The 24329-nt window shown below is 61.5% G+C and carries 21 protein-coding genes and 1 other RNA gene; 4 read left to right on the top strand and 18 right to left on the bottom strand.

Features of this window, described 5'->3' with window-relative positions; genetic code table 11:
• Positions 1-384 precede the first annotated feature (384 nt).
• Positions 385-1314, top strand: coding sequence for a UDP-glucose 4-epimerase family protein (locus ACQ7C1_RS11330; protein WP_430958324.1), 930 nt, complete (start codon positions 385-387; stop codon positions 1312-1314).
• A gap of 1 nt (position 1315) precedes the next feature.
• Here the strand turns inward: ACQ7C1_RS11330 and murB are convergent, their stop codons facing one another.
• The 18 genes from murB to ACQ7C1_RS11240 form a co-directional block, all read right to left on the bottom strand.
• Positions 1316-2290: a UDP-N-acetylmuramate dehydrogenase gene (gene murB / locus ACQ7C1_RS11325; RefSeq protein WP_085778776.1), complete on the bottom strand. Its 975-nt coding sequence runs from the start codon at positions 2288-2290 to the stop codon at positions 1316-1318.
• Positions 2287-3702 (bottom strand): UDP-N-acetylmuramate--L-alanine ligase, encoded by a 1416-nt coding sequence (gene murC, locus ACQ7C1_RS11320; protein ID WP_430958323.1) that lies wholly within the window; start codon positions 3700-3702, stop codon positions 2287-2289. Before murC ends, murB begins: the two co-directional genes overlap by 4 nt.
• Positions 3699-4823 (bottom strand): undecaprenyldiphospho-muramoylpentapeptide beta-N-acetylglucosaminyltransferase, encoded by a 1125-nt coding sequence (murG, locus tag ACQ7C1_RS11315; protein WP_430958322.1) that lies wholly within the window; start codon positions 4821-4823, stop codon positions 3699-3701. The genes murC and murG overlap by 4 nt, the downstream gene beginning before the upstream one ends.
• 5 nt (positions 4824-4828) lie before the next feature.
• Positions 4829-5983, bottom strand: a complete 1155-nt coding sequence (gene ftsW, locus ACQ7C1_RS11310; RefSeq protein ID WP_085778779.1) for a putative lipid II flippase FtsW — start codon at positions 5981-5983, stop codon at positions 4829-4831.
• A 1-nt stretch (position 5984) separates the two neighbouring features.
• Positions 5985-7397, bottom strand: coding sequence for a UDP-N-acetylmuramoyl-L-alanine--D-glutamate ligase (gene murD / locus ACQ7C1_RS11305; RefSeq protein WP_221112220.1), 1413 nt, complete (start codon positions 7395-7397; stop codon positions 5985-5987).
• Between the two features lie 7 nt (positions 7398-7404).
• Positions 7405-8505 carry a phospho-N-acetylmuramoyl-pentapeptide-transferase gene (mraY, locus tag ACQ7C1_RS11300; RefSeq protein ID WP_085778781.1) on the bottom strand — a complete coding sequence of 367 codons (1101 nt, stop codon included), beginning with the start codon at positions 8503-8505 and terminating at the stop codon, positions 7405-7407.
• A gap of 22 nt (positions 8506-8527) precedes the next feature.
• The gene (locus tag ACQ7C1_RS11295; protein WP_183701725.1) at positions 8528-9967 is read right to left on the bottom strand and encodes a UDP-N-acetylmuramoylalanyl-D-glutamyl-2,6-diaminopimelate--D-alanyl-D-alanine ligase; all 1440 of its coding nucleotides are present in this window, start codon (positions 9965-9967) and stop codon (positions 8528-8530) included.
• Complete coding sequence (locus ACQ7C1_RS11290) at positions 9964-11484, bottom strand: UDP-N-acetylmuramoyl-L-alanyl-D-glutamate--2,6-diaminopimelate ligase (RefSeq protein ID WP_183701728.1); 1521 nt, start codon at positions 11482-11484, stop codon at positions 9964-9966. Before ACQ7C1_RS11290 ends, ACQ7C1_RS11295 begins: the two co-directional genes overlap by 4 nt.
• A 6-nt stretch (positions 11485-11490) precedes the next feature.
• A complete protein-coding gene (locus ACQ7C1_RS11285; RefSeq protein WP_085778783.1) occupies positions 11491-13248 on the bottom strand; it encodes a peptidoglycan D,D-transpeptidase FtsI family protein in 1758 nt (585 codons plus the stop codon).
• On the bottom strand, positions 13248-13736 hold the full coding sequence (gene ftsL, locus ACQ7C1_RS11280) for a cell division protein FtsL (RefSeq protein ID WP_085778784.1): 489 nt from the start codon (positions 13734-13736) through the stop codon (positions 13248-13250). Before ftsL ends, ACQ7C1_RS11285 begins: the two co-directional genes overlap by 1 nt.
• Before the next feature lies 1 nt (position 13737).
• Positions 13738-14763: a 16S rRNA (cytosine(1402)-N(4))-methyltransferase RsmH gene (rsmH, locus tag ACQ7C1_RS11275; protein ID WP_430958321.1), complete on the bottom strand. Its 1026-nt coding sequence runs from the start codon at positions 14761-14763 to the stop codon at positions 13738-13740.
• 17 nt (positions 14764-14780) lie between these two features.
• The gene (gene mraZ, locus ACQ7C1_RS11270) at positions 14781-15218 is read right to left on the bottom strand and encodes a division/cell wall cluster transcriptional repressor MraZ (protein WP_221112217.1); all 438 of its coding nucleotides are present in this window, start codon (positions 15216-15218) and stop codon (positions 14781-14783) included.
• A 411-nt stretch (positions 15219-15629) separates the two neighbouring features.
• Positions 15630-16027, bottom strand: an RNA gene (gene rnpB / locus ACQ7C1_RS11265) — RNase P RNA component class A.
• Between the two features lie 56 nt (positions 16028-16083).
• The gene (locus tag ACQ7C1_RS11260; RefSeq protein WP_430958320.1) at positions 16084-17259 is read right to left on the bottom strand and encodes an NAD(P)/FAD-dependent oxidoreductase; all 1176 of its coding nucleotides are present in this window, start codon (positions 17257-17259) and stop codon (positions 16084-16086) included.
• A 10-nt stretch (positions 17260-17269) separates the two neighbouring features.
• Positions 17270-18457, bottom strand: coding sequence for an NAD(P)/FAD-dependent oxidoreductase (locus ACQ7C1_RS11255; RefSeq protein ID WP_430958319.1), 1188 nt, complete (start codon positions 18455-18457; stop codon positions 17270-17272).
• Between the two features lie 116 nt (positions 18458-18573).
• Complete coding sequence (locus tag ACQ7C1_RS11250; RefSeq protein WP_088681326.1) at positions 18574-19197, bottom strand: lytic transglycosylase domain-containing protein; 624 nt, start codon at positions 19195-19197, stop codon at positions 18574-18576.
• 260 nt (positions 19198-19457) lie between these two features.
• Entirely contained in the window at positions 19458-20219 is a 762-nt protein-coding gene (locus ACQ7C1_RS11245; RefSeq protein ID WP_430958318.1) for an N-acetylmuramoyl-L-alanine amidase, read from the bottom strand.
• Positions 20216-20923: a J domain-containing protein gene (locus ACQ7C1_RS11240; protein ID WP_285191542.1), complete on the bottom strand. Its 708-nt coding sequence runs from the start codon at positions 20921-20923 to the stop codon at positions 20216-20218. The genes ACQ7C1_RS11245 and ACQ7C1_RS11240 overlap by 4 nt, the downstream gene beginning before the upstream one ends.
• Before the next feature lie 385 nt (positions 20924-21308).
• Here ACQ7C1_RS11240 and ACQ7C1_RS11235 point away from each other — a divergent pair, with 385 nt between their 5' ends.
• From ACQ7C1_RS11235 to ACQ7C1_RS11225, 3 genes are all read left to right on the top strand, one after another.
• Positions 21309-22520, top strand: a complete 1212-nt coding sequence (locus tag ACQ7C1_RS11235) for a pyrophosphate--fructose-6-phosphate 1-phosphotransferase (RefSeq protein WP_183701740.1) — start codon at positions 21309-21311, stop codon at positions 22518-22520.
• A gap of 58 nt (positions 22521-22578) precedes the next feature.
• On the top strand, positions 22579-23214 hold the full coding sequence (locus tag ACQ7C1_RS11230) for a LysE family translocator (RefSeq protein WP_085778793.1): 636 nt from the start codon (positions 22579-22581) through the stop codon (positions 23212-23214).
• 144 nt (positions 23215-23358) lie between these two features.
• On the top strand, positions 23359-24300 hold the full coding sequence (locus ACQ7C1_RS11225) for a transglycosylase SLT domain-containing protein (protein WP_430958317.1): 942 nt from the start codon (positions 23359-23361) through the stop codon (positions 24298-24300).
• The last annotated feature ends 29 nt before the right edge of the window (positions 24301-24329 follow it).

Genomic DNA, 24329 nt, shown 5'->3' with positions numbered 1-24329 from the left:
TCGCGCCTTTGCCGGGCCTCACATGCATTAGAGCATCATTATGGTTAATGAAGTGTTTACTTTCGTTAACTGTTAGCCCGGAGTTTTGCGGCCTTTTAACTTTTGCTCATTGTGCAACCATTTCCTTCGCGCCCGGGAAATGAACCCGAGCGGAATCGGAAAAGTTCATTTATTCAACGACATATCCAATCGCGCTCAGTTGCGATGGAATCAGTCAACAGAATCGGGTGTCATCTCTCAGCCGGATACCGGCAACAGTGAGGCGGCGGCCAGCGTCTCGATTTGATTAATGCAAAGGGTCTCGGCGCGGGCGTCACCGCTTTTCTATTGATGCCGATATCACTTCCGGCTAGCGAAGACGCATGGGTGAGCAGGGAGAAAATCATGCGATGCCTCGTCACCGGCGCAGCCGGCTTCGTCGGTAGTCCGCTTGTCAAACGACTGCACATAGACAAAACTTGCGAGCTCGTGGCGACCACGAGATCCCAGGCCTCTCCCTTTCCGCCTGAGGTAGCGCATTTTCCGATTGAAATTACCGACGGAACCGATTGGACAGCCGCGCTTGAAGGCGTCGACGTCATCGTCCATCTCGCCGCCCGCGTTCACATCATGAACGACCGCGCAGCCGATCCGCTGGCGGAGTTCCGCCGGGTCAACACCGCCGCCGCGCTCAATCTCGCCGAACAAGCCGCCCACGCCGGCGTGCAAAGGTTCGTCTTCATCAGCACCATCAAGGTCAACGGAGAAGAGACCGACCGGCCGTTCCGGCACGACGACAGGCCGAACCCAATCGATCCCTACGGCATTTCGAAACTGGAATGCGAAATCGGCCTGCGCGAAATCGCAGCGCGCACCGGCATGGAAGTCGTCATCATCCGCCCGCCGCTGGTTTATGGTCCCGGCGCACGCGGCAACTTCGCGCTGCTCGTCAATCTTGTCCGCAGGAAATTGCCGCTCCCCTTCGCTTCGCTAAAGAACCGCCGCACATTGGTCGCAGTGCAAAATCTCGTCGATCTGATCATCGCCTGCATGGACCATCCCGCCGCTGCGGGCGAGACTTTCCTTGCAGGAGATGGCGAGGACCTCTCGACGCCTGATCTCATCAGGGGAATTGCCGCGGGGCTGGGCGTCAAGCCGATGCTGGTCCCCTTCCCGCCTGCACTGCTGCACATGGCGGCAAAGGCACTCGGGAAGGAAGCCGTCTATCAGCGCCTCTGTGGTTCGCTGCAGGTCGACATATCCCGAGCGCGCGACGTTCTCGGCTGGTCACCCGTCGTCACCCCGCGCGAAGGCCTCAAACAGGCAGTAGAATAGCTTATTCGCTCGTCACGCCCTGGAACGGGCGCACTTCCCGGCCGGGCATGAAGACGCCGAGGCGCTTGATCTCCCATTCGAGCTTGATGCCGTCTTTCTCGAAGACCTCACGGCGCACCTGCTCTCCGAGATATTCGAGATCGTAGCCCGTCGCCTGGCCCATGTTGATCATGAAGTTGCAGTGAAGCGACGACATCTGTGCGCCGCCGATCACGAGGCCGCGGCAGCCTGCCTCATCGATCAGCTTCCAGGCCGAATGGCCCGGCGGGTTCTTGAAGGTCGAGCCGCCGGTTTTCTCACGCACCGGCTGCACCGTCTCGCGGTGATTGCGCACAGCGTCCATTTCGGCGCGAATCTGGGCGCGATCTTCCGGATAGCCCTCGAACAGCACCGAAGTGAAGATCAGATCGGCGGGTGCCTTTGAATGCCGGTAGGAATAGCCCATCTCTGTATTGGAAAGCACATGCTTGTTGCCCTTGCGGTCGACGGCGTTAACCTCGATCAGTCGCTCACGCGTCTCGACGCCGTTCGCGCCGGCATTCATGCGCGCCGCGCCGCCGATGCCGCCCGGTATGCCATAGAAGAAATGAAAGCCGCCGATGCCATTGTCCATCGCCATCGCCGCGACATGCTTGTCCGGGCAGATGGCGCCGGCAAGGATGCGGTTTTCACCGGCCAGTTCGACGAAGCCGAAGCCCTTGGCCGACAGGCGCAGCACCACGCCGGGAATGCCGCCGTCGCGCACCAGGATATTGGAGCCAACGCCGACCACCGTCAGCGGCACCTCTTCCGGCAATATCTTCAGGAAGGCAATGAGATCGTCGACGTCATGCGGCTGGAACATCAGTTCGGCCAGACCCCCGGCCCTGAACCAGGTGACGCGATCCATGGGGGCATCCGGCGTGATCCGGCCGCGGATATCCTTTACACCGTCTCCGAGAGACGCGAGAAGCTTTTCCCCATTCACCTGTTTCATGCGGACTTTCCCGATAGGCCTTCCAGTTGCTTGGGCAGTGCTGCTGCCCATGATGTGATGCTCCCAGCCCCCAACAGAACCACGAAATCGCCAGGCTTTGCAACCTCCGCAACCATTTGCGGCAGAAGCTCCGCCGAAGCGAGGAAGCGGGCGTCGCGATGGCCGCCGGATTTGATGCGCGAGACGAGCGATATCGCGTCGATACCTTCGATCGCATCCTCGCCCGCCGCATAAACGGGCGCAAGGAAGATGCTGTCGGCGTCGTTGAAGCAGGCGGCGAATTCCTCGAAGAGGCTCGCGAGACGCGTGTAACGGTGCGGCTGATGGACGGCGATGATGCGCCCCTTGCAGGCCTCGCGGGCCGCCTTCAGCACCGCCTTGATCTCGACCGGATGGTGGCCGTAATCGTCAAAGATCTGCACGCCGTTCCATTCGCCGGTCAGCGTGAAGCGGCGCTTGACGCCGCCGAAGGAGGCAAGCCCCTTGGCGATATCCTCGCTCGATATGCCGAGCCGGTTGGCGACCGCGATCGCCGCCGTGGCGTTCGATATATTGTGGCGGCCGGGCATGGGCATGACCAGCCCCTTGAGCTCGGTCCTCTGGCCGGTGCGGCGGCGACGGATCTCGACGTCGAAAATCGAGCGCGTGCCGTCGATGCGCACATTCTTGAAACGCACGTCGGCCTGCGGGTTCTCGCCATAGGTGATGATCTTGCGGTCCTCGATCCGGCCGACCAACGACTGCACCTCGGGATGATCAAGGCACATGACGCCGAAGCCGTAGAACGGCACGTTCTCGACGAACTGCCGGAAGGCGGCGCGCACGGCGTCGAAACTGCCGTAATGGTCGAGATGTTCGGGATCGATATTGGTGATGACGGCGACATCGGCGGGCAGCTTCAGGAAGGTGCCGTCGGATTCGTCGGCCTCGACCACCATCCACTCGCCCTCGCCCATGCGGGCATTGGTGCCGTAGGCGTTGATGATGCCGCCATTGATGACTGTCGGATCGAGCCCGCCAGCCTCGAGCAGGGTGGCGACCAGCGAGGTGGTCGTCGTCTTGCCGTGCGTGCCGCCGATGGCGATCGCATTGCGGAAGCGCATCAGCTCGGCAAGCATTTCGGCGCGGCGCACCACCGGCAGCAGCTTTTCGCGCGCGGCGATGAGTTCCGGATTGCTCTTCTTGATCGCCGTCGAAACGACGACGACTTCGGCATCGCCGAGATTTTCGGCGCGATGGCCGACGAAGACCTCAATGCCTTTGTCGCGCAGGCGCTGCACATTGGCGCTGTCTGATTGATCCGATCCCTGCACCTTGTGGCCGAGATTGTGCAGCACTTCGGCAATGCCGCTCATGCCGATGCCGCCAATGCCGATGAAATGGACGAGACCGATCGCCTTCGGCAGTTTCATGCGCGTGTCCTCTTGAATTCCGAGACTGTCTTGCCGGCGGCAATAGCCTCAACCATGTCGGCAAGCAAGTTCGCCGCATCCGGTTTTCCGGCGAGCTTGGCCGCCGCCGCCATGTGCGAAAGCTTGTCCGGATCGTTCATCACATGGCTCAGTATAGAGGCGATGCGTTCAGGCGAAAGCTCCGACTGAGGGATCACCTTCGCTCCGCCGGTCGCAGCCAGCGCGGCGGCGTTTGCCGCCTGATCATGGTCGAGCGCATGCGGATAAGGCACCAGAATTGCCGGGCGTCCGATGACGGAGATTTCCGAGACCGTGGAGGCGCCGGAGCGGCAGATCACCAGATGTGCCCGGGCAAGGCGTTCCGCCATATCGTTGAAAAATGGCGCGATTTCGGCTCCCATCTCCAGCTTGGCGACGCAGCCGCTGACCATCTCCATATCCTCAGGGCGCACTTGCTGAGTCACCCTGAGCCGTGCGCGCAGGCCGTCGTCGAGCAGGCTGATCGCCGTCGGCATGGCCTTGGAAAAATACTGCGCGCCCTGGCTGCCGCCGAAGACCACAAGGTTGAACGGCTCGCCGGGATGCGAGGGCAGGTAGGGCTGCTCGGCTGCGGCAAGGATCGCCGGGCGCACGGGATTGCCTGTTGCAACCGTCTTCTCGGAAAAAGCATCGCCGCTTTCCGGCAGAAAGCCGCCGGCAATCGCCTTGACGCGCGGAGCCAGCGCCTTGTTTGCCCGGCCCATGACCGCATTCTGCTCATGCAGCATCGAGGCAACGCCGAGCCGCGTGGCGGCCAGCAGCGGAGGCACGGTTGGGTAACCGCCGAAGCCGACGACAATCACCGGCTTCAGTCGCTGGATCAGCCTTTTGGCCGCTCGCATGCCGCTCCACAGCGTCCACAGCGAGCGGGCGACGGCGACCGGGTTCCTCGAGCCGATCGTCGCCGACGGCACGACATGGATCTGCTCGGCCGGGAACTTGCCGGCATAACGTTCGGCTCGGCTGTCGGTGACGAGATGCACCGAATAACCACGCTCCTTCAGCTTGAAGGCCAGCGCCTCCGCCGGGAACACGTGGCCGCCGGTCCCCCCGGCGGCAAGCAGCACGATGCCTTTGCTCATGACCTCTACTCCGCGGGCATTCCGTGCGGGACACGGAAGAGGCTCCGGTCCTGCGCACGTTTTTCCGGGCGATGGCGCGTCAGCGCCAGAATAAAGCCGGCGGTGACGCAGATCGCCACCATGGACGAGCCGCCGTAGGAGATAAGCGGCAGCGTCATGCCCTTTGCCGGCAGCAGCTCGAGATTGACGCCGATGTTGATGATCGACTGGATGCCCATCTGCAGCACGAGACCGGCGACGGCGAAGCGGTTGAAATCGTTGCGCTCGCGATAGGCATGCGACAGGCCGCGCAGCACCAGTACGGAAAACAGCGCGACGAGCGCCATGCAGAAGACGATGCCGAATTCCTCGGCAGCGACGGAGAAGATAAAGTCGGTATGCGCGTCCGGGATGATGCGCTTCACAATGCCCTCGCCCGGTCCTTGACCAAACCAGCTGCCGCGGATGATCGCCTCGCGGGCCGTGTCGATCTGGAACGTGTCGCCCTCGCCGGTCATGAACTTGTCTATGCGCAGCGCAACGTGCGGAAAGACGTAGTAGGCGCCGAGCAGACCGCCGGCGCCGCCGATGCCGAGCAGCATGATCCAGATCCACGGCATGCCGGCCATGAAGAACATGCCACCCCAGACGGCGGTCGTCAGGATGGTCTGGCCGAGGTCGGGCTGCGCAACGAGCAGCGCGGCGACAATGCCGAACAAGATAATGGCAAAGAGATTGCCGGGGATTTCAGGCTGACGCGCATGCTCGGCAAACAGCCAGGCGCAGACGACGACGAAAGCGGGCTTCATGAATTCCGACGGCTGGATCGAAAGGCCGGCGATCCAGATCCAGCGCCTGCCGCCCTTGACCTCCTGCCCGACGAACAGCACCAGCACCATCATCGCAAGCGAGATGATCAAAAGCAGGATTGCGGTTCGCCGCACCTGGCGCGGCGTCAGGAAGGACAGCCCGAGCATGACGGCGATCGAGGGGATCATGAAGGCCGCATGACGCTTGACGAAGTGGAAGGGTTCGAGCCCGATGCGCTCGGCAACAGCTGGAGATGCCGCAAACGACAGCATGAAGCCGATGCCCATCAGGAAGATGAACATCGCCAGGAAGAAGCGGTCGATGGTCCAGAACCAATCGGCCAGAGGCCCACGTTCCGCGCGGCTTACCATGTCATTTCTCTCCTATTGCCGGATCGATCAGCATCGTCATTCCGTCAAGGGCGGCCACATGGCTGACGAAGGCATCGCCCCTGACTTCGAAATTCTTATACTGGTCGAAGCTTGCGCAAGCCGGGGATAGCATCACGGCGGAAGCAGCAGCTTCGTCGCGCTCCGCATCGGCCGCCGCATGTACGACTGCGCGCTCCAGCGTGCCGGAGATTTCGTAGGGCACGGCCTCGCCGAGGGTGGCAGCGAACTCCGCCGCCGCCTCGCCGATCAGATAGGCCTTGGCGATGCGCGGGAAATAGGGCGCCAGCGTCGTGATGCCGCCCGCCTTCGGCAAGCCGCCGGCAATCCAGTAGATGCGATCGTAGCTTGAAAGCGCCGGTGCGGCCGCATCGGCATTCGTCGCCTTCGAATCGTTGACGAAGACGACGCGGCCTCGTTTGCCCACAGGCTGCATGCGATGCTTAAGGCCGGGGAAGGAGGCGAGGCCGGCGCGGATGGCGTCGTGGGAAACCCCGATGGCAAGGCAGGCGGCAACCGCCGCGGCGGCATTCTGTGCATTGTGGCTGCCACGCAGCGTCTGGATGCCGTCGAGATCGGCGAAAGGCAGCATGGCGCCGCCAGCGGCCTGAACGAGCTTGGTGCCCTCGGCATAAATACCGTCAGCCACCACACTCCGGCGCGAGATGCGGACCACTTTGACATTAGCCCGCTCGATGCGGTCCGCGATCAATGCCGAATGGCTGTCGTCGATGCCAACAATCGCGACATCGCTGCCCGCAACCAGGCGTTCCTTGACGTCGGCGTAGTGCTGCATCGTGCCGTGACGATCGAGATGATCGGGCGTCAGATTGAGCAGGATGCCCGCGGAAGGGTTCAGCGTCGGCGCCAGATCGATCTGGTAGGAAGAGCATTCGACGACGTAAAAACGTCCCGCCTTCGGCGGATCGAGCGTCAGCACCGCCGTGCCGATATTGCCGCCAAGCTGGGTGTCGTAGCCTGCGGATTTCAGTATGTGGGCGATCAGCGCCGTCGTCGTCGATTTGCCGTTGGTGCCTGTTATGGCGATGAAGGGGCAATCCGGCGCATGGGCGCGGCGCTCGCGCACGAAGAGCTCGACGTCGCCGACGATGTCGACGCCGGCCGCCCGCGCAAGGTCCACTGTCCAGTGCGGCTTCGGATGGGTGAGTGGCACGCCGGGCGACAGCACGAACAGCGCCTGCTGGCTCCAGTCGATATTGTGCAGATCCTCCGTCCGGATGCCTTCCGCCGAGGCCTTGGCGACGCTGTCGGGATTGTCGTCCCAGGCCGTCACCTCGGCGCCGCCGGCGACCAGCGCGCGGGCAGTGGCAAAACCGGAGCCGCCGAGTCCGAAGAGCGCGACCTTCTTGTCCTTGAGCGTCGTGACCGGGATCATCGCCGCCTCACCGGAGTTTCAGCGTCGAGAGGCCGAGCAGAGCGAGGCCGACGGCAATGATCCAGAAACGGATCACCACCTGGCTCTCGGTCCAGCCCTTCTTCTCGAAGTGATGATGGATCGGCGCCATTAGGAAGACGCGCCGGCCGGTCATCTTGAAAAAGCCCACCTGGATGATGACCGACAGCGTCTCCATGACGAAAAGACCGCCGATGATTGCCATGACGATCTCATGTTTGGTGGCGACGGCAACGGTGCCGATGGTGCCGCCGAGCGCAAGCGAGCCCGTATCGCCCATGAAGATGGCGGCGGGAGGCGCGTTGAACCAAAGGAAGCCGAGGCCGGCGCCGATGACGGCGCCGAGCACGACGGCAAGCTCGCCGGTGCCAGGCACGAAATTGATCTGCAGGTAGTTCGCAAACACGACGTTGCCGGCGAGATAGGCGATGACGCCGAAAGAGGCGGCGGCGATCATCACAGGCACGATGGCGAGACCATCGAGGCCGTCAGTCAGGTTCACTGCATTGCCGGCACCGACGATAACGAATCCGCCGAAGACGACGAACATGATGCCGAGATTGATCAGGAAGTCCTTGAAGAATGGAAAGGCGATTGAAGAGCCAAAGGTCGAGCCCGCCGCCCCGGAGGCAAGGGCCGTGCGCATCATGAAATAGACCGCGATACCGGCAATGACGAACTCGATGCCGAGGCGCGCCTTGCCGGAGAAGCCCTTGTGACTCTGCTTGGTCACCTTGAGATAATCGTCATAGAAGCCGATTGCGCCGAAGCCCAGCGTCACCAGCAATGTCGCGACGACGTAGACGTTGGAAAGATCGGCCCAGAGCAGCGACGCGCCGACGATGCCGGCCAGGATCATCAGCCCGCCCATGGTCGGCGTTCCGGCCTTCTTGAAATGCGTCTGCGGCCCGTCGGCGCGGATCGGTTGGCCCTTGCCCTGGCGGATGCGCAGCGAATTGATGATCGTCGGCCCAAACAGGAAGACGATCAATGCGGAGGTGAAGAGAGCGGCCCCTGTGCGGAAAGTGATATATCTGAACAGATTCAGAAATTTGAAATATTCCGACAGTTCGACAAGCCAGATCAGCATTCAGGGCCCCTTGTTTACCCGATCAAAGTTCGCGTTGCGTGTCGGCAAATGCCGGGAACTTGTCAAGGAGCGCGGCGACGATCTTGCCGAAACCAATGCCCAGAGACGATTTCACCATCAACACGTCGCCCGGTGCGACCGAATTCAAGACATAGTCCGTCATTTCGTCCGTCTTTTCGCAATACTGGACCTGGACGCTTTCCGGCAGTGATTCCTTCAGCGCAGCCATTTCGGCGCCTGCGAGCCAGACATGTTCGATGCCGGCCGCAAGCAGCGGTCCGGCAAGATCGCTGTGGACCTTTTCGGCATACTCGCCCATCTCGAGCATGTCTCCAAGCACGGCGATACGACGTCCGCGCCCAGTCGGCTCGGCAGCTGCGAGCAACGCGATCGCCGCGCGCATAGAGGCGGGATTGGCATTGTAGCTCTCGTCGATCAGGGTGAAGCTGCCGTTACCGCCGCCGATCGACAGCCGGTGGCGTTTGCCCCTGCCCTTTTCCGGCTTCAGCGTCGCAAGTGCCGCAATCGCCTTGTCCAGATCGGCGCCGACGATCGTGACGACACCGAGGGCAGCGAGCGCATTTTCGGCAATATGGCGGCCCGGCGCACCGATCGCCACCTCCAGCGTCTCCCCGCCGATCGTCAGCCATAGTGTCGAATTCTCGTCCGCGCCGTTGAATTCCGCGAGCCGGAATTCCGCCTTGGCATGCTGGCCGAAGGAATGAATATGCTCGATGCCGAGCGACTGCGCCGTTCGATCGAGGAAATTGAACTGGTCATTGTCCCGGTTGAGCACAACATGGCCGCCGGGCTCGAGCCCCTCGAAGATCTCTGCTTTCGCGGCAGCGATCTCCTTTATGCTCTTGAAATTGCCGAGATGCGCCGGTGCGATCGTCGTGATGACGGCGACATCGGGACGGATCATGGCCACCAGCGGTCGGATCTCGCCGGGATGATTCATTCCGACTTCGAAGACGCCGTAATCCGTGTCATCAGGCATCCGCGCCAGTGTCAGCGGCACGCCCCAGTGATTGTTGAAGGAAGCGACGGAGGCGTGCACCTTGCCCGATGGCGACAGCACGTGCCGCAGCATCTCCTTGGTGGTCGTCTTGCCGACGGAACCGGTGACGGCGATGATCTTTGCCCGCGAGCGCTCGCGAGAAGCCTGCCCCAGACGCCCGAGTGCCGCCAGCACGTCGTCGACGACGATCATCGGTACCGTCAGGCGGCCGAGGGCAGGAAGCCTCGCCTCGCTGACGACGAGAAGCGAAGCGCCGTTCGCCATCGCCATCGACGCATAGTCGTGACCGTCGACACGGTCACCCTTGATGGCGAAGAACGCTTCGCCTGATGTAATCGAGCGGCTGTCGATGGAAATGCCGGTGATGCCTTCGGGCAAAGTGCCGAAAGGGCGCCCCGCCATTGCTGCAATCATGTCCTCGGTCGTCCAGAGCCAGCTCAAGATTTCAGTTCCTCCAAGGCCTTGCGCACCTCCGCATGATCGGAGAACGGCAGTGTGACGCTCCCGATCGTCTGCCCTTCCTCGTGCCCCTTGCCGGCGACGATCAGCGTATCGCCGGATTTCAGCATGCCAACCGCCTCACGGATAGCCGTGGCGCGATCGCCGATCTCGGAGGCGCAACCTGCTGCCGCCATGATCTCGGCCCGGATCGCAGCCGGCTCCTCCGAACGCGGATTATCGTCGGTGACGATCACGACATCGGCAAGGCGGCAGGCGATTTCACCCATGATCGGCCGCTTGCCGCGGTCGCGGTCGCCGCCGCAGCCGAAGACGACGATGACGCGGCCGGTGGTGAAGGGCCTCACCGAATTCAGCACATTTTCCAACGCATCCGGTTTGTGGGCATAATCGACATAAGCGAGTGCACCATCTTTGGTATGGCCGACCAGTTCGAGGCGGCCGGACGCGCCGACCAGTTTTTCAAGCGCCGCCATCGCGACCTTCGGCTCGACCCCAGTGGACATGGCAAGGCCTGCCGCGACCAGCGCATTGGCGACCTGGAAATCGCCGGCCAGTGGAATATCCACCTCGAAGATCTCGTCACCGATATGGATCTCGGCCGTCTGCTTGTGGCGGAAATGCTCGACGCGTTTCAGTGACAGATATTGACCCTTGCGCCCGACGGTGCGGACGTCATGACCGGCATCGGCAGCCACCTTGACGGCCTGTGCCGACCACGCATCGTCCGCGAAGACGACCGCCGGCGCACCCTTCGGCAGCAGCGTATCGAACAGCCGCATCTTGGCGGACATGTAGGCCTCGATCGTGGGATGATAATCCATGTGATCGCGGCCGAGATTGGTGAAGGCTGCAGCGGCGAGCCTGACACCGTCGAGACGGCACTGGTCGAGGCCGTGACTGGAAGCCTCCATCGACGCATGCGTAACACCCTCGTCGGCGAGCTCGGCCAGCAGTTTGTGCAACGACACCGGATCCGGCGTCGTCAGCGCGCCATATTCATTGCGCGTCGGCGAAACGACACCTGTTGTGCCGATCATCGCGGCTGCATGACCGGCATGTGCCCAGATCTGGCGGGTAAAAGAGGCGACCGAAGTCTTGCCTGCCGTGCCGGTGACGGCGACCATGGTTTCAGGCTGCCTGCCGTAAAAGCGGGCGGCGGCGATGGAAAGAAAGCGGCGCGGTTCTTTGACCGCAAGCACCGGGATGGGAGCATCGACAGCCTGGGAGGTGATCGCGACGGCGGCCCCGCGGCCGGCGGCATCCGCGATGAAGCCCGCGCCATCCGCCTTGGTGCCGGCGACGGCGACAAAAGCAATGCCCGGTTCCACCTTGCGGCTATCCGAAGACAGGCCTGAGATATCAAGCAAGCCTGCCGGGCCTTCGAGCTGTGCTTCAAGTTCCGGAAACTGATCTCCGGCCAGGTCTCGCAATTTCATCGAACGCACTTTTCTCTCTTGAAGCCGGTTCACCCCTCGCGAATCGGCGTCGGTATTCATTCACACTCAATAAGACACCAGCAAGGCCGAACCGCCCTCCCCAAATTTCGGCTCGATGCCGAGAATGGGAGCCGCGCGGCGGATGATCTCACGAGCGATCGGGCCGGCAGTACCGGCGGAGATCGTTCCACCATATTGCTTTTCGCCTGTTTTCGGCTCGTCGCAGAAGGTGATGACGACATATTGGGGATTATCGATCGGGAAGGCGGAGATGAAGGAGTTGAAGTTGAGCGTCGAGGAATAACGCCCGTTCACCACCTTGTCCGCCGTACCGGTCTTGCTGCCGACGGCAAAGCCCGGCACGCGGGCGACGCGCCCCGACCCCTTGTAGCCATTGAAATCCAGAAGGTAGCGCACTTCGTCGCTGGTCGACTTCTTGAGCACCTGCTTGGCGATCTGATCGGCCTCTTCGCGGGTGCGCGGCAGGAATGTCGGCTCGATCAGTTTGCCGCCGTTCACCAGAGCAGCCGCCGCCACGCCCGTCTGCAGCGCGGTCGTCGAAACACCGTGACCGAAGGAAATCGTGATCGAATTGATTTTCTTCCAGACACGCGGCTGGCTCGGCATCTTCACTTCCGGCAACTCGGTCTGCATCTTCGTCAACAGGCCGAGTTTGGTCAGATAATCCTTCTGCGAGTCGATGCCGACGAGATCGATCACGCGTGCCGTGCCGATGTTCGAGGAATACTGGAAGATTTCGGGAACAGTCAGCCAGCGGCGCTGCCCGTGAAAGTCATGGATGGTGAAGCCGCCGATATAGATCGGCTTGCTGGCGTCGAATGTGTCCGACATCTTCACCTTACCGCTGTCGAGCGCCATCGCCAGCGAGAAGGTCTTGAACGTCGACCCCATTTCGAAGGTGCCATTCGTCATCCGGTTGAGCCAGCCTTCCTTGGCGCCCTCCTGCGGATTGTTCGGATCGAAGTCGGGGGCCGATGCCATGCCGAGCACTTCCCCGGTGTGCACGTCGATAACAGCCGCGCCGGCCCCCTTGGACTGGAAATTGTTGACGGCGTTAACAACCGCATCGCGAACGATGTTCTGCACGCGCAGGTCGATCGACAGCCGCACCGGCTCCAGCGGCTGGTCGCTCGTCATCCCGACCGAGGCGAGATCGGCGAGCCCTTGGTCGTCGATAAACTTCTCCATGCCGGCCACGCCGCGGTTGTCGATGTTGACATAGCCGAGGATGTGCGCCGCGGTCGAGCCGCCGGGATAGAAGCGGCGCTTCTCCGGCCGGAAGCCGATGCCGGGAATGCCGAGCGCCAGGATCTGGCTCTGCTGCTTCGGCGTCAGCTGCCGGCGCAGCCAGGCGAAATGCGAGCTCTTGACGGAAAGCTTCTTGTAGGTGTCCTTGACGTCGAGCTCCGGCAGAACAGTTGCAAGCTTCTCCACCGCCTCGTCGACGTCAACGATCTTGTTCGGCTCGGCAAACAGCGAGACCGTTCGGATGTCGGTCGCCAGCACCTCGCCGTTGCGATCGAGAATGTCGGGCCGCGAGGCCATCAGCCGGTCGGGCGGCAGGATGCTGGAGACGACCTCCTGATCCTTCATGGCATATTCGACCAGACGGCCACCGATGACGACATAGACACCCATGAAGCCAAGGATCAGCAGCCCTACGCGGCTTTTTGCCTGCCCCGTCTTCTTCTTGCGCGACCCCTCGATGGCCACGCCGGCAGAAGGGCCGCCGAAGCGGTTATAGACGCCGGCGGAGAAATGCGCCTGGCTCTTCAGGACCATGATGCGGGAAAGAAACGACATTATTCCACCGACCCCGTTTCGATCTCGTCTGCTTCATCCGCCACCACACCACGCTGCTCGACAGCGTCGCGCTGCTGTGCCGCGCCGCGTGGCACGGGCATCGGCGGGGGCTGCGCTTTGCCGGTCGCGCCTTTGGCGCTGGCCACGGTCGCACCCTTGGCACCGGCTTTGGCCTCCGTTACGTCGGGTACCGGAACCTCGGATTTCAGCATCGGCAGCTCCTTCGCATGCACGAGCGCCGTCGAATCCGTCGGCTGCAGCTGCAATTCCGCATTGTAGGCGTTGACCAGCCGCTCCAGCCGGTTCGGCTGCGATTGCAGCGCCCAATCGGCCTTGAGAAGATCGATTGTGTCCTTCTCGAGTTTGATCTCGGCTTCGAGGCGATGAACCTCCTCGAGCTTCAATTCGGCGCGATGCTTGATCGTGTAGGTGACGGCGGCAGTCGCCGTCATGACGCCGATGAGCACGAGATCGAACGTTTTCAGCATATCAACCTCCGAGCTTTCCGAGAGAGGCAAGATTGGGAAACCCGAAGAGCGACATATCCGCCGCCTCGGCGGCCGCCTCCGTCCGCAGGCCTGCGCGCAGCTTGGCGGAGCGGGCGCGCGGATTGGCTTCGGCCTCCGCCTCGCTCGCCGAAACCATCGGCTTGCCGATCGCCGTGAAGGTCGCCGCCCGCTCATATGCGGCCGGCAGGTGCCGCGAGCCCGTCGCCTTGCCGGCGCGGTCGGAGAAGAATTTCTTGACGATGCGGTCTTCAAGCGAATGAAAGGTCACGACGACGAGCCGGCCGCCGGGCTTCAGAGCTCGTTCCGCCGCAAACAATGCCTGCGCCAGTTCCCCGAGTTCGTCATTGACGAAAATGCGCAAGGCCTGGAAGACGCGCGTCGCGGGATGGATCTTGTCCTTCATCTTGCGCGGGGTGACCAGCTCGATGAGGCCGGCAAGATCGCGGGTCGTTTCGAAGGGCTTTTCCTCGCGCCGCTTCTCAATCGCATGTGCGATTCGCGGCGCCTGGTTTTCCTCACCGAGAAAATGGAAGATGCGGATCAGATCCGCGACCTTGGCGCGATTGACGACATCGGCGGCCGAAACACCTGTTGCCGACATGCGCATGTCGAGCGGCCCGCTCTTCTGGAAGGAGAAGCCGCGCTCGGGCTCATCGATCTGCATGGAAGAGACGCCGATATCGAGCACGACGCCGTCGAGCCCGCCCCGCGGCGCATGATCGGCGAGATTCGAGAACTGCGAGTGAATGAGCGTGAGACGACCGGCATGGGCGGCAACCATGGCCTGGCCTGCGGCAATTGCACTGGGATCGCGATCGAGCGCGATCACCTCGGCGCCGGCCGCAAGAATGGCCGCGCTATAACCACCCGCGCCGAATGTACCGTCGAGAATCAGCTTGCCGGGTGCGGGCGAGAGCGCCGCGAGGACTTCATTGAGAAGAACAGGAATGTGACGAACCGGTCCGCCACCGGCATCAGCTGAACCTCCGCCAGGATTCGTCACCATTCCGTTCCCTCGTTCCTTCAGGAACGCTTGCCCGCCAGCTTGCGCTCCCCTCGTGCCTGCGCCTGCGCAGCCAAGAATACCTGCGGCTGCCAGAGCTGAAAATGATCCGCCCGACCGACGAAGGTCACTTCGTCCGAGACGCCGGTGAAGTCGCGGATGAAATCCGTGACCATTAGCCGCCCCTCGGCATCGAGCTTCATGAAGACCCCGCCTCCGTGGATCAGAAGCGACATCGCGTTCGCGTCCGGCGAAAACGGATCTTCCGCAGCAATCTGCCGCTCGAATCTTTCGAGAAGATCCGGGCCGCCGACGCTGATCGCCGGAAACACAAAGTCCTGGAAACAGTAGAGCTCCTGGACGTTGCGCTGCGCCAGCACGGAACGGAATGCCGAAGGCACGGAAACCCTGCCCTTGGCGTCGATCCTGTTGGTCGCGTTCGAAAGGAAGCGGCTCATGACTCGAAACATCCGTTTCCGCAGGGAGCCGGACAAAAAGACGCCCGAAAGTCCCAATATCAGGCACAGCTTCGCAAGCCGGATGAGCCAAATCCCACCCGACGCATCCGGAAAGGAAGACGCCTTTGCTTTGCGATGAATGGGCAAATGATTGCCCTGATGCAGTGCGCATTTGGGATAGCATGGGACCATATGGGCGTCAATGGGATACGCCCGTTTTGCAACGGACGCATGATCAAACATTTATAAGCTGTTAAGTTTAACAAAGGGTTAGCGGCGTCATTTTCAGCATGGCCCGCAATGGTAGCGTGACACAAGCAAACAGCCATAACGTGCATTAATATTGGTTTGAAAACAGCTGGTTTCAGCAGCTTAGGGTGAAATCCCGGCCCTGCCGTAGCACGGATGTTAATCGCCAGTTGGCCTGTAAGCCGGGTTCTGTATGGCTCCGGCGTGAACCGGAACGTGGCAGCCATTCCTCTGGGGCAGCGCTCGCACGCTGCCTCACGCAACCCACCCGGATGACTGGCCTGGAAACCGGCCGGAGAGCCTTTCGGCCCGCCGCGTCATCCCTATTCGGTCTTGCTCCCGGTGGGGTTTACCGTGCCATATCCGTTGCCGGAGATGCGGTGGGCTCTTACCCCACCCTTTCACCCTTACCTGTCATGACAGGCGGTTTGCTTTCTGTGGCACTTTCCCTGAGGTCGCCCTCGCCGGACGTTATCCGGCACCGTGTTTCCGTGGAGCCCGGACTTTCCTCACCTTACCGCCTTTCGGCATTGGTAAAGCGCGGCTGCCCGGCCAACTGGCAGGGCTCCCATAAACGAGAGAGCCCGTAATTGCTACTGAAATATAGGGGACAGGCTTAACGGAAATTAGGTGTGAAATCCGTGGAGTAGCCCTGTTCGTTGATTCTGCCTGACAAAAGCAGCTCCGCGCCGAGCCTGCCGATTTCGTCCGAACTCTTGGCCGAGGTGCCGGCGCAGCCCGTCAGCACCGCAATCCTGGGCGAAGAGGTATAGCCGATCATCGGATAGCTGCTTTCCGTAAACGAGACGACGCAGGCGGCCGTCGAAATCGACAGCGGCGTCATATCAGGCACGAGGTCGGCGATGATGCGCTGCAGATGCGAGCGCACGCTCTCGCGCCCTTCGGTCCTGAACCAGGCCCGCATCTCGATGTCGTTGTGTAAAATCAGATCGTCGGGATCGCCGCCGATCTTCAGGTAGAGTTTGCCATCGGGATAACGGATCGGCGGCAGCAGATAGATGTGGATGCCGGGCACGTCGAGAATGAGTGACGGCATCGCTCCAAGGCGGAGCGCATCAGCCTCGCCGACCTGGAATAGCGTGACGGTCCGGCCATAAACCGTCATGGCAACTGGCCGTGGCAACAGATTCTCGGCAATGGAAAATCCGCCCGCCGCCAGCAGCACCTTTTCACCGCGATAGGTGAGGCCTCCGGCAGTCTTGACGGTCGCCAGCCCGCCCTCCTCGCGGATCGAGACCACATGATCCCGGATGACAGTCGCGCCTGCCCTTTCTGCCAGCAGTGATTGCGCATTCACCAGTTTGCGCGGACTGATATGTCCGGCGCCCCTCGCCTCGAACACACCTGCACTGCCGGCGGGAAAGGCAAAGAAGGGAAATGAAGTCTTCAATCCGCCCACGTCCAGAAGCCTGGTCTCGACGCCGAGCGAAACGGCGGCCTGCCGAGTCCTTTCAAGATAATCGCTTCCATCAGGCGCGACGACGACGCAGCCTGCCTCCCGATAGAAGTCGATGCCGCTCTCGTTCGCGATCTCCTGGTAGCGACCGATCGAGCGATTGGCGAGCAACGCCCAGTTGCGGTCGGGATCGATGGTGCGGGTAATGCGCCCCTCGTCGTAATGGCTGGCGAAAACGCCTTGATGCGCCTTGCGATCACCAGGCTCGTCCGGGCCGATCACCGCGACACCATCCGTCTGCCGCGCCAGATGCCGCGCGGCAGCCGCTCCCATCAGCCCGCGGCCGACGACGATAAATTTGAAATCGACTGCCATGATATTCCTCTCAAGTGAAGACTGGCGTCAGCTCGCGGCCGAAATCCTCATCCCCGAGCCGCCCTTCCCTGAGAAGCACGGCGCCGAGACGCCCGAGTTCATCGGAGGATTTGGCCGCGACGAAATTGCCGCCGGTCAGCACTGCGACCCGCGGCGACGGCGTGAAGCCGACGTAGGGATAACCGGTCGGCGTGAAATTCGCCACGCACGGAGCCGACGTGGCCGGACAGCCGGCAAGCTCCGGCATCAGTTGCAGGGCGATGCGCGAGAGATGATCGCGCTCGGCCACACTGCCGTCGGAACGGAACCACGTGCCGGCCTCTTCCAGCCGGCTGAAGGAAAGCGCTTCGGTATCGCCGCCAAGCTTCAGATAGGTCTTACCGTCGGGATAACGCACCGGCGGCAGGATATAGATGTGGTCCTCCTCCCGGTCGCCAAGCACGATGGTCGACGGCATGTCGCCGAAAACCGCCATCTCGCGCTCGCCGATTTCGTAGAAGACAACGGTGCGCGCCATCACTCTCAAATCGACGGGACGCGGCAGCAGGGCATGGAAATTGCTGAAAGCCCCGGCCGCGACCAACACGCGCTCGGCGCTGTAGCTTCTGTCGCCGGCCGTCACCTCGACATAGGAGCCTGTATCGCGCACCGATGTCACGGTCGCGTCGATCAGCAAGACGCCGCCCTCCTCGGCAAGATTGGCTTGCGCGCGCACCAGGGCCCGCGGATTGATGTGCCCGGCGCGCTTGCGCTCGAAATACCCACTGAAATCAGGACCGACGGCAAGATAGGGAAAACGCTGCCCGAGCTCCGCCGGCGCGACGCTTTCGATATCGCTGCCGAGCCTCCGGCTGACGGCCAGCGCCCTCAGAAGAAAATCCTGCTCATCCCTAGGCGGCGGACCGGCAAAGAGGCAGCCGACTTCCGAAAAGAAGGAAATGCCGCTCTTCGCCTCGATCTCGCGGTAGCGCCCGAGCGCCCGCGCGGCGAAGGTTCCCCAGGCAAGATTGCCGTCGAAGGTGCGGGTAATGCGTGCTTCGTCATAATGGCTGGCAAAGACGCCGTGATGGACCTTGCGCTCCTCGGGCTCCGGCGGGCCGATCAGCGCGATGCCGTCGGCCATGGAGGAGAGGTGCCGTGCCGCCGCCGCCCCCATCATGCCGCGTCCGATGACGATGAACCTGAAATCGAGTGCCATATCTCACCTCATCTCGAGGTGGCCCACCTCGTTTCGAGCTGGGATATCATGGCGCGCGTGCCGATTCATATCGCAAATACAGTGGCGGAGGATTTTCCTCCGGTCCGCTCGGCGGCTCAGTCGAGCATCGCTAGGACCTTACCGCAATAGGTCTTCGAGACCGGGTTCATGCGCGTTGCGCCGTGGCCGGCATTATACTTGAGGATGGTGTTGCAGGTCTCTCCACCACCGAGATCATGAGCAGCAGCCAGATATTTCATGCCGTACTTGATGTTGGTTTCCGGATCGAACAGGCCCTTGGCGCTGCCGGAATAACCCATCATGCGGGCCGTTGCAGGCTTTATCTGCATCAGGCCGATTTCACCGTGGCTGCCGCGTGCATTCGGATTGAAATTGCTTTCGACGCGGATGACCGCGGTCGCAAGCGCAACCGGTACAGCATATTGGTTCGCATATTTGCTGATCAGCGCGGAATAGGAATTGCCGGAAACATTGGCGACGGGATAACCGCTCTGGCGCTCGACCGTCTTCAGCGGGCGTTCCGCCGTCTTGAGCGGACGCTTCGCCGGCTTGACCGAACGTTCCGCTTTCTTCAACGGACGCTCTGCCTTCTTCGAAGGACGCTCGACTTTCTTCACCGGCGCATCGGCTCGCACACCCCAATCATTCGCAAACGCAAAGCTATTTCCCGCCAGCACCATGCCAACGCATGTTGCAGCAACAACAATCAGTTTTCTCATGTAGTCTTGAACACTCCGACCCAAAGAATTTCCGGACGCGCGCCTCGCTGTCATAATGAATACCAGATCAATGACCGATCGGTATTCACGGTAATTCTTATCGTTTCACATATCGCCCGTGCTTTAACTCGAAAACAACCCCGAGGACCGCTTGGCGGACGTTCTTAGACCATCGCAATGAGGAGATAATAGGGAAATGATGTGGCAGGCTGAATTTCGCGCTGCAATGCGAAATTCGGCGTTTCAGTAATTGCCGAGAATCAGGAGTAACGCGGTAGCGCCGACAGCAGCCGGTGCAGCGTGTCGATTGTCGAGAAATCGGCGATCCCGTCCACCCGTTCGGGCCGGAAATGTCGCTGGAAGGCTTCCACGTCGCCGGCCGTCTTTTGGGAGAATTCCCCCGTAATTTCAGTGCCGTAACCATAAAGCGACAGCATCGACTGCAGCGCTTCCACCGGCTGGCCGGCGTCGCCGCGCTGAAAGAAACGCCCACCGGTGATCGGCGCTGGCTCGACCCAATGGCCCACACCCGCCCGATGAAGCTCGGCCCAGGGGAATTTTTCGCCCGGATCGACCTTGCGAATCGGTGCGACATCGGAATGCCCGAGCACTCTTTCCGGCGCAATCGACCAACGTTTGACACAGTCGCGACACAATTCGATGACTGCTGCGATCTGCTCTTTCGGATAGTCGGGAAGGCCGCCGGGATGACCCGCATTGGCGATTTCGATGCCGATCGACAGCGAATTAATATCACTCTCGCCGTGCCAGCTGCTCTTGCCCGCGTGCCAGGCGCGCCGCGCCTCCGGCACGAGCTGCATCACCTCGCCATTCTCGTGCACGAAATAATGGCTGGAAACCTGGCTCTCGTCCCGACAGAGCCAGTCGAGCGCACCATCGGCCGTCGGCATACCCGTATAGTGCAGTAGGATCATATCGGGACGCCGCCCGTCCGCCCGCTCGCCGTGGTTAGGAGACGGCCGCACGTAAGCGCCTCGGTAATCGGCCTCGAAAGAGGTCATGCGGCGCGGCGTTCCTTCTCGATCGCCGCATAGGCTGCGTTCAGCGCCGCCATGCGCTCATTGGCGATCAAATGAAACTCCTTCGGCACCCCCCGCGAGATCAGTCGATCTGGGTGGTGCTCGCTGACGAGGCCGCGGTAACGGCGGCGGATCGTCGGAAAATCGTCGGAAGGCGACACGCCGAGCACCTTGTAGGGATCGCCGCCGGACGAGACGTGGCGAGCGGCGATCTGCTCGAAACGAGTCTCGCTCATCTGGAAGATCTCGGCGATATGGCTGAGGAAATTCAGCTCCTTCTCGTGAATCAGCCCATCGGCCTTGGCAATGTGGAACAGGCCGTCAAGCACGTCTTCCAGCACCGGACAATTGGCCGCGCAGGTAACGCAGAGCGTCGAAAGCCGCTCGGCGTAAGCTTCGTAGCCGGCGACATCCTGGCGTGCGAGATTATAGAGCCTGGCAACATTCTTGGCCTGATCTTCGGGAAATTCGAAGATCTCGCGGAAGGCCTCGACCTCTTTCTCGCTGACGACGCCGTCGGCCTTGGCCATCTTGGCCGAAAGCGCAATGATCGCCACGGAAAACGCCACTTTGCGCCGAGTTTCGGGATCACCTTCGAAAACCGTTCGGATCGCCTCGACGACCGCGGAAAGCGCATTGCCCGCGGTATTGCCAATGGCATTCAACAGTTTTTCCCAGAAGGACATCGAAATCTCTCGCACGCTTGTCAAGTATGAGCAATCAGCTTGACCAAAGAATCTGAGCCTTTGCAAGGCGACGATTGGTCGTAGGTTCGAAAACAGTTTTCACAATTCAGTAATTATTGCATCGCAGCAAGCCGGTCGCTTTCGCCGGATCTGCCGTAAGAGAGTGCCCGCACAATCCCATTCGATCCTTAGCCGCCGATTTCCACAAACAGTTCCCGACAAGCAAAGCGGGCTTGAAACGATTATATCGATACTTAGCGCCACCTTCGCCGTTCAACCCGGCAAAAAGCTGCTTTTTTCGTAAATTCTTTACTTTACAGAGCCCTTTCCCTGCCGCATCCATGCGCTAGCTAACGCTGCCGCACTGAACACCATAGGAGGGATCATGGCCAAACAGAAAGTCGCAATGCTGACCGCCGGAGGCCTGGCGCCCTGTCTTTCCTCCGCAGTTGGCGGCCTCATCGAACGCTACAGCGACGTCGCGCCCGAAATCGACATCGTCGCCTATAAGTCCGGTTATCAGGGCGTGTTGCTCGGTGACCGCATCGAGATCACCAGTCAAATGCGGGAAACGGCGCCGCTGCTGCACCGCTATGGCGGCTCACCGATCGGCAATAGCCGCGTCAAGCTCACCAATGCCGCCGACTGCGTCAAGCGAGGCCTTGTCAAGGAAGGCGAGAACCCGCTGAGGGTCGCCGCCGAGCGTCTTGCCGATGACGGCATTACCATTCTCCACACGATCGGGGGCGACGACACCAATACCACCGCCGCCGACCTTGCAGCCTACCTCGCCGCCAACGGCTACGACCTGACGGTCGTCGGTCTGCCGAAGACGGTCGACAACGACGTCGTCCCCATCCGCCAGTCGCTCGGCGCCTGGACGGCCGCCGAAGTCGGCGCGCATTTCTTCGACAATGTCAGCAACGAGCAGACGGCCGCGCCGCGCACGCTCGTCATCCATGAGGTGATGGGCCGCCATTGCGGCTGGCTGACGGCAGCCACCGCCCATGCCTATCTTCAGCGCACCAGTCGCAACCAATATGTCGACGGCCTGATGATGGACGCGCATCTGAAGAGCATCGACGCCGTTTATCTGCCCGAAATAGCCTTCGACCTCGACGCCGAGGCCGCCCGCCTGAAGGACATCATGGACCGCACCGGCCATGCCACCGTCTTCGTCTCGGAAGGCGCCTGCCTCGACGCCATCGTCGCCGAGCGCGAAGCTGCGGGTGAGACCGTCAAGCGTGACGCTTTCGGCCACGTGAAGATCGACACGATCAATGTCGGCGCCTGGTTCCAGAAACAATTCGCCAACTTGCTGAACGCAGAGCGTTCGCTGGTACAGAAATCGGGCTATTTCGCTCGATCGGCCCCGGCCAATGCCGACGACCTCAGGCTGATCCAGAGCATGGTCGATCTCGCTGTCGAAAGCGCGCTCAATAAGGTCTCCGGCGTCACCGGCCATGACGAAGCGCAGAACGGTAAGTTGCGCACTATAGAATTTCCCCGCATCAAAGGTGGCAAAGCTTTTGACCTGTCGACGGCATGGTTTGCCGAAGTCATGGACAATATAGGCCAGAAATACAAAGAAGCATGATTGACGGACGGTTAATATGGTGTCTTTGCTTGTTCCCGACGGAATAGGAGGAGATTCCATGTCGCTTGAAGCCTGGCTCGCTTTTGCTGCCGCATCCGCCATCATGCTGGCCATACCGGGACCGACGATACTGCTCGTCGTCTCCTATGCGCTCGGTCATGGCCGCCGGACGGCCTTTGCGACGGTGAGCGGCGTGGCGCTTGGCGACTTCACCGCAATGACCGCGTCCCTCTTCGGTCTCGGCGCGGTGCTCGCCACCTCCGCCGCCCTCTTCACCCTCTTGAAGTGGATCGGCGGCGCTTACCTAATATGGCTGGGAATCAAGCTCTGGCGGGCTCCGGTGATTGGCGAGCCGGTCGCCGACAACGACAATCTGCCGGAGGAAAAGTCGCTTAAGATCTTCCTCCACGCCTATATCGTCACCGCCCTCAATCCGAAGAGTATCGTCTTCTTCGTCGCCTTCGTGCCGCAGTTCCTCAACCCGGCCCTGCCCTTCTTCGGGCAGATGACGATCATGGAAGCGACCTTCCTGGTGCTGGCGATCCTCAACGCCGCCACCTACGCTTTTCTGGCCCATTCCGCTCGCGGACTGATTCGCAAGGCGAGCGTTCAGCGCGCCGTGAACCGCACCGGCGGCACCCTGCTGATCGCTGCAGGCGCCGTCACGGCTGGGTATCGCCGTATTGCGGCTTAAAATCCAGGTATCGCGCTATTGCAGCTTAGAAATATTCCGTGGTTGCCGGAATGCAACGAATAGGTTAATGGGGTCATCGGGTTTAAGCTTTTTAGTAACTTTTATAACGCTGCCGGGGCGGCGCGATTTCACGAAAGTGACGGAATGGTAGCGATCGGATTGTCCGGCCTGAAACGCAGTCTTGTCGTTTCTACGGTGCTCTGCTGCGGCGTGATCACCGGCTGCACGAGCGTCGAATATACCTCTCAGGCCGAACTGACAGCCGCTCAGACCGTGGTGCCGACGCCGAAGCCCGGCGAAGATGCGATGCTCGCCGCAGTCCCGACAGCTGAAGGTGCTGCCGGCCAGGCGATCGCCGGCAGCGTTCTTCCCCAGGCAACTCCGTCGCTCACAGCAACGGCGATGCCGACCGCGCCGGGCTCCCAGCCTGCCGATCTGACCATGCAGGCCGGCATACAGCCGGCGGCCTATGCGCAGATCCCCCTGACGCCCGAGATGACGGCGATCCAATCCGTCGTGCCGACACCGCGCCCGGGAACGCCGTCACAGCCGGCGACGCAGCTTGCCTTTGCCGCCACCCCGCAGAACAGCGCGCTTGCAGCACTTGCCGCAGTCGACACCACGCCGCGTTCCATGGATTACGGCTTCGACGAGTCAGGACCGATCGATCCGCCGACGGCTCCCCCGATGTTCAGCGACGACGACAGGGACGATGCGCCGACAGTCGAGAAGAGCTTCGTCACCAAGCTCATCCAGAAATATTCGAAGATCTACGAAATTCCCGAGACGCTGCTCCACCGCATCGTCCATCGCGAGAGCCGCTACAATCCGAAGGCTTACAACAAGCGCGGCTATTTCGGCCTCATGCAAATCAAATACAACACCGCCAAATCTATGGGCTATGACGGTGCGCCGGGCGGCCTCTTCGACGCCGAGACCAACATCAAATATGCCGCAAAATATCTGCGCGGCGCCTGGCTCGTCTCCGACAACAAAGAAGACGACGCTGTCCGCCTCTATGCGCGCGGCTATTACTACGACGCCAAGCGCAAGGGCATGAATGATGTCGCCCAGGGTAATTACTGAAACCTGGCAGCTACCAAAACAAACCAATT

The organism is Rhizobium sp. Nf11,1, from assembly GCF_050587665.1.
In the GTDB taxonomy this organism is placed as follows: Bacteria; Pseudomonadota; Alphaproteobacteria; order Rhizobiales; family Rhizobiaceae; genus Rhizobium.
The sequence above is the reverse complement of the archived record's forward strand: the minus strand, read 5'-3'. Positions and strand labels throughout refer to the sequence as shown.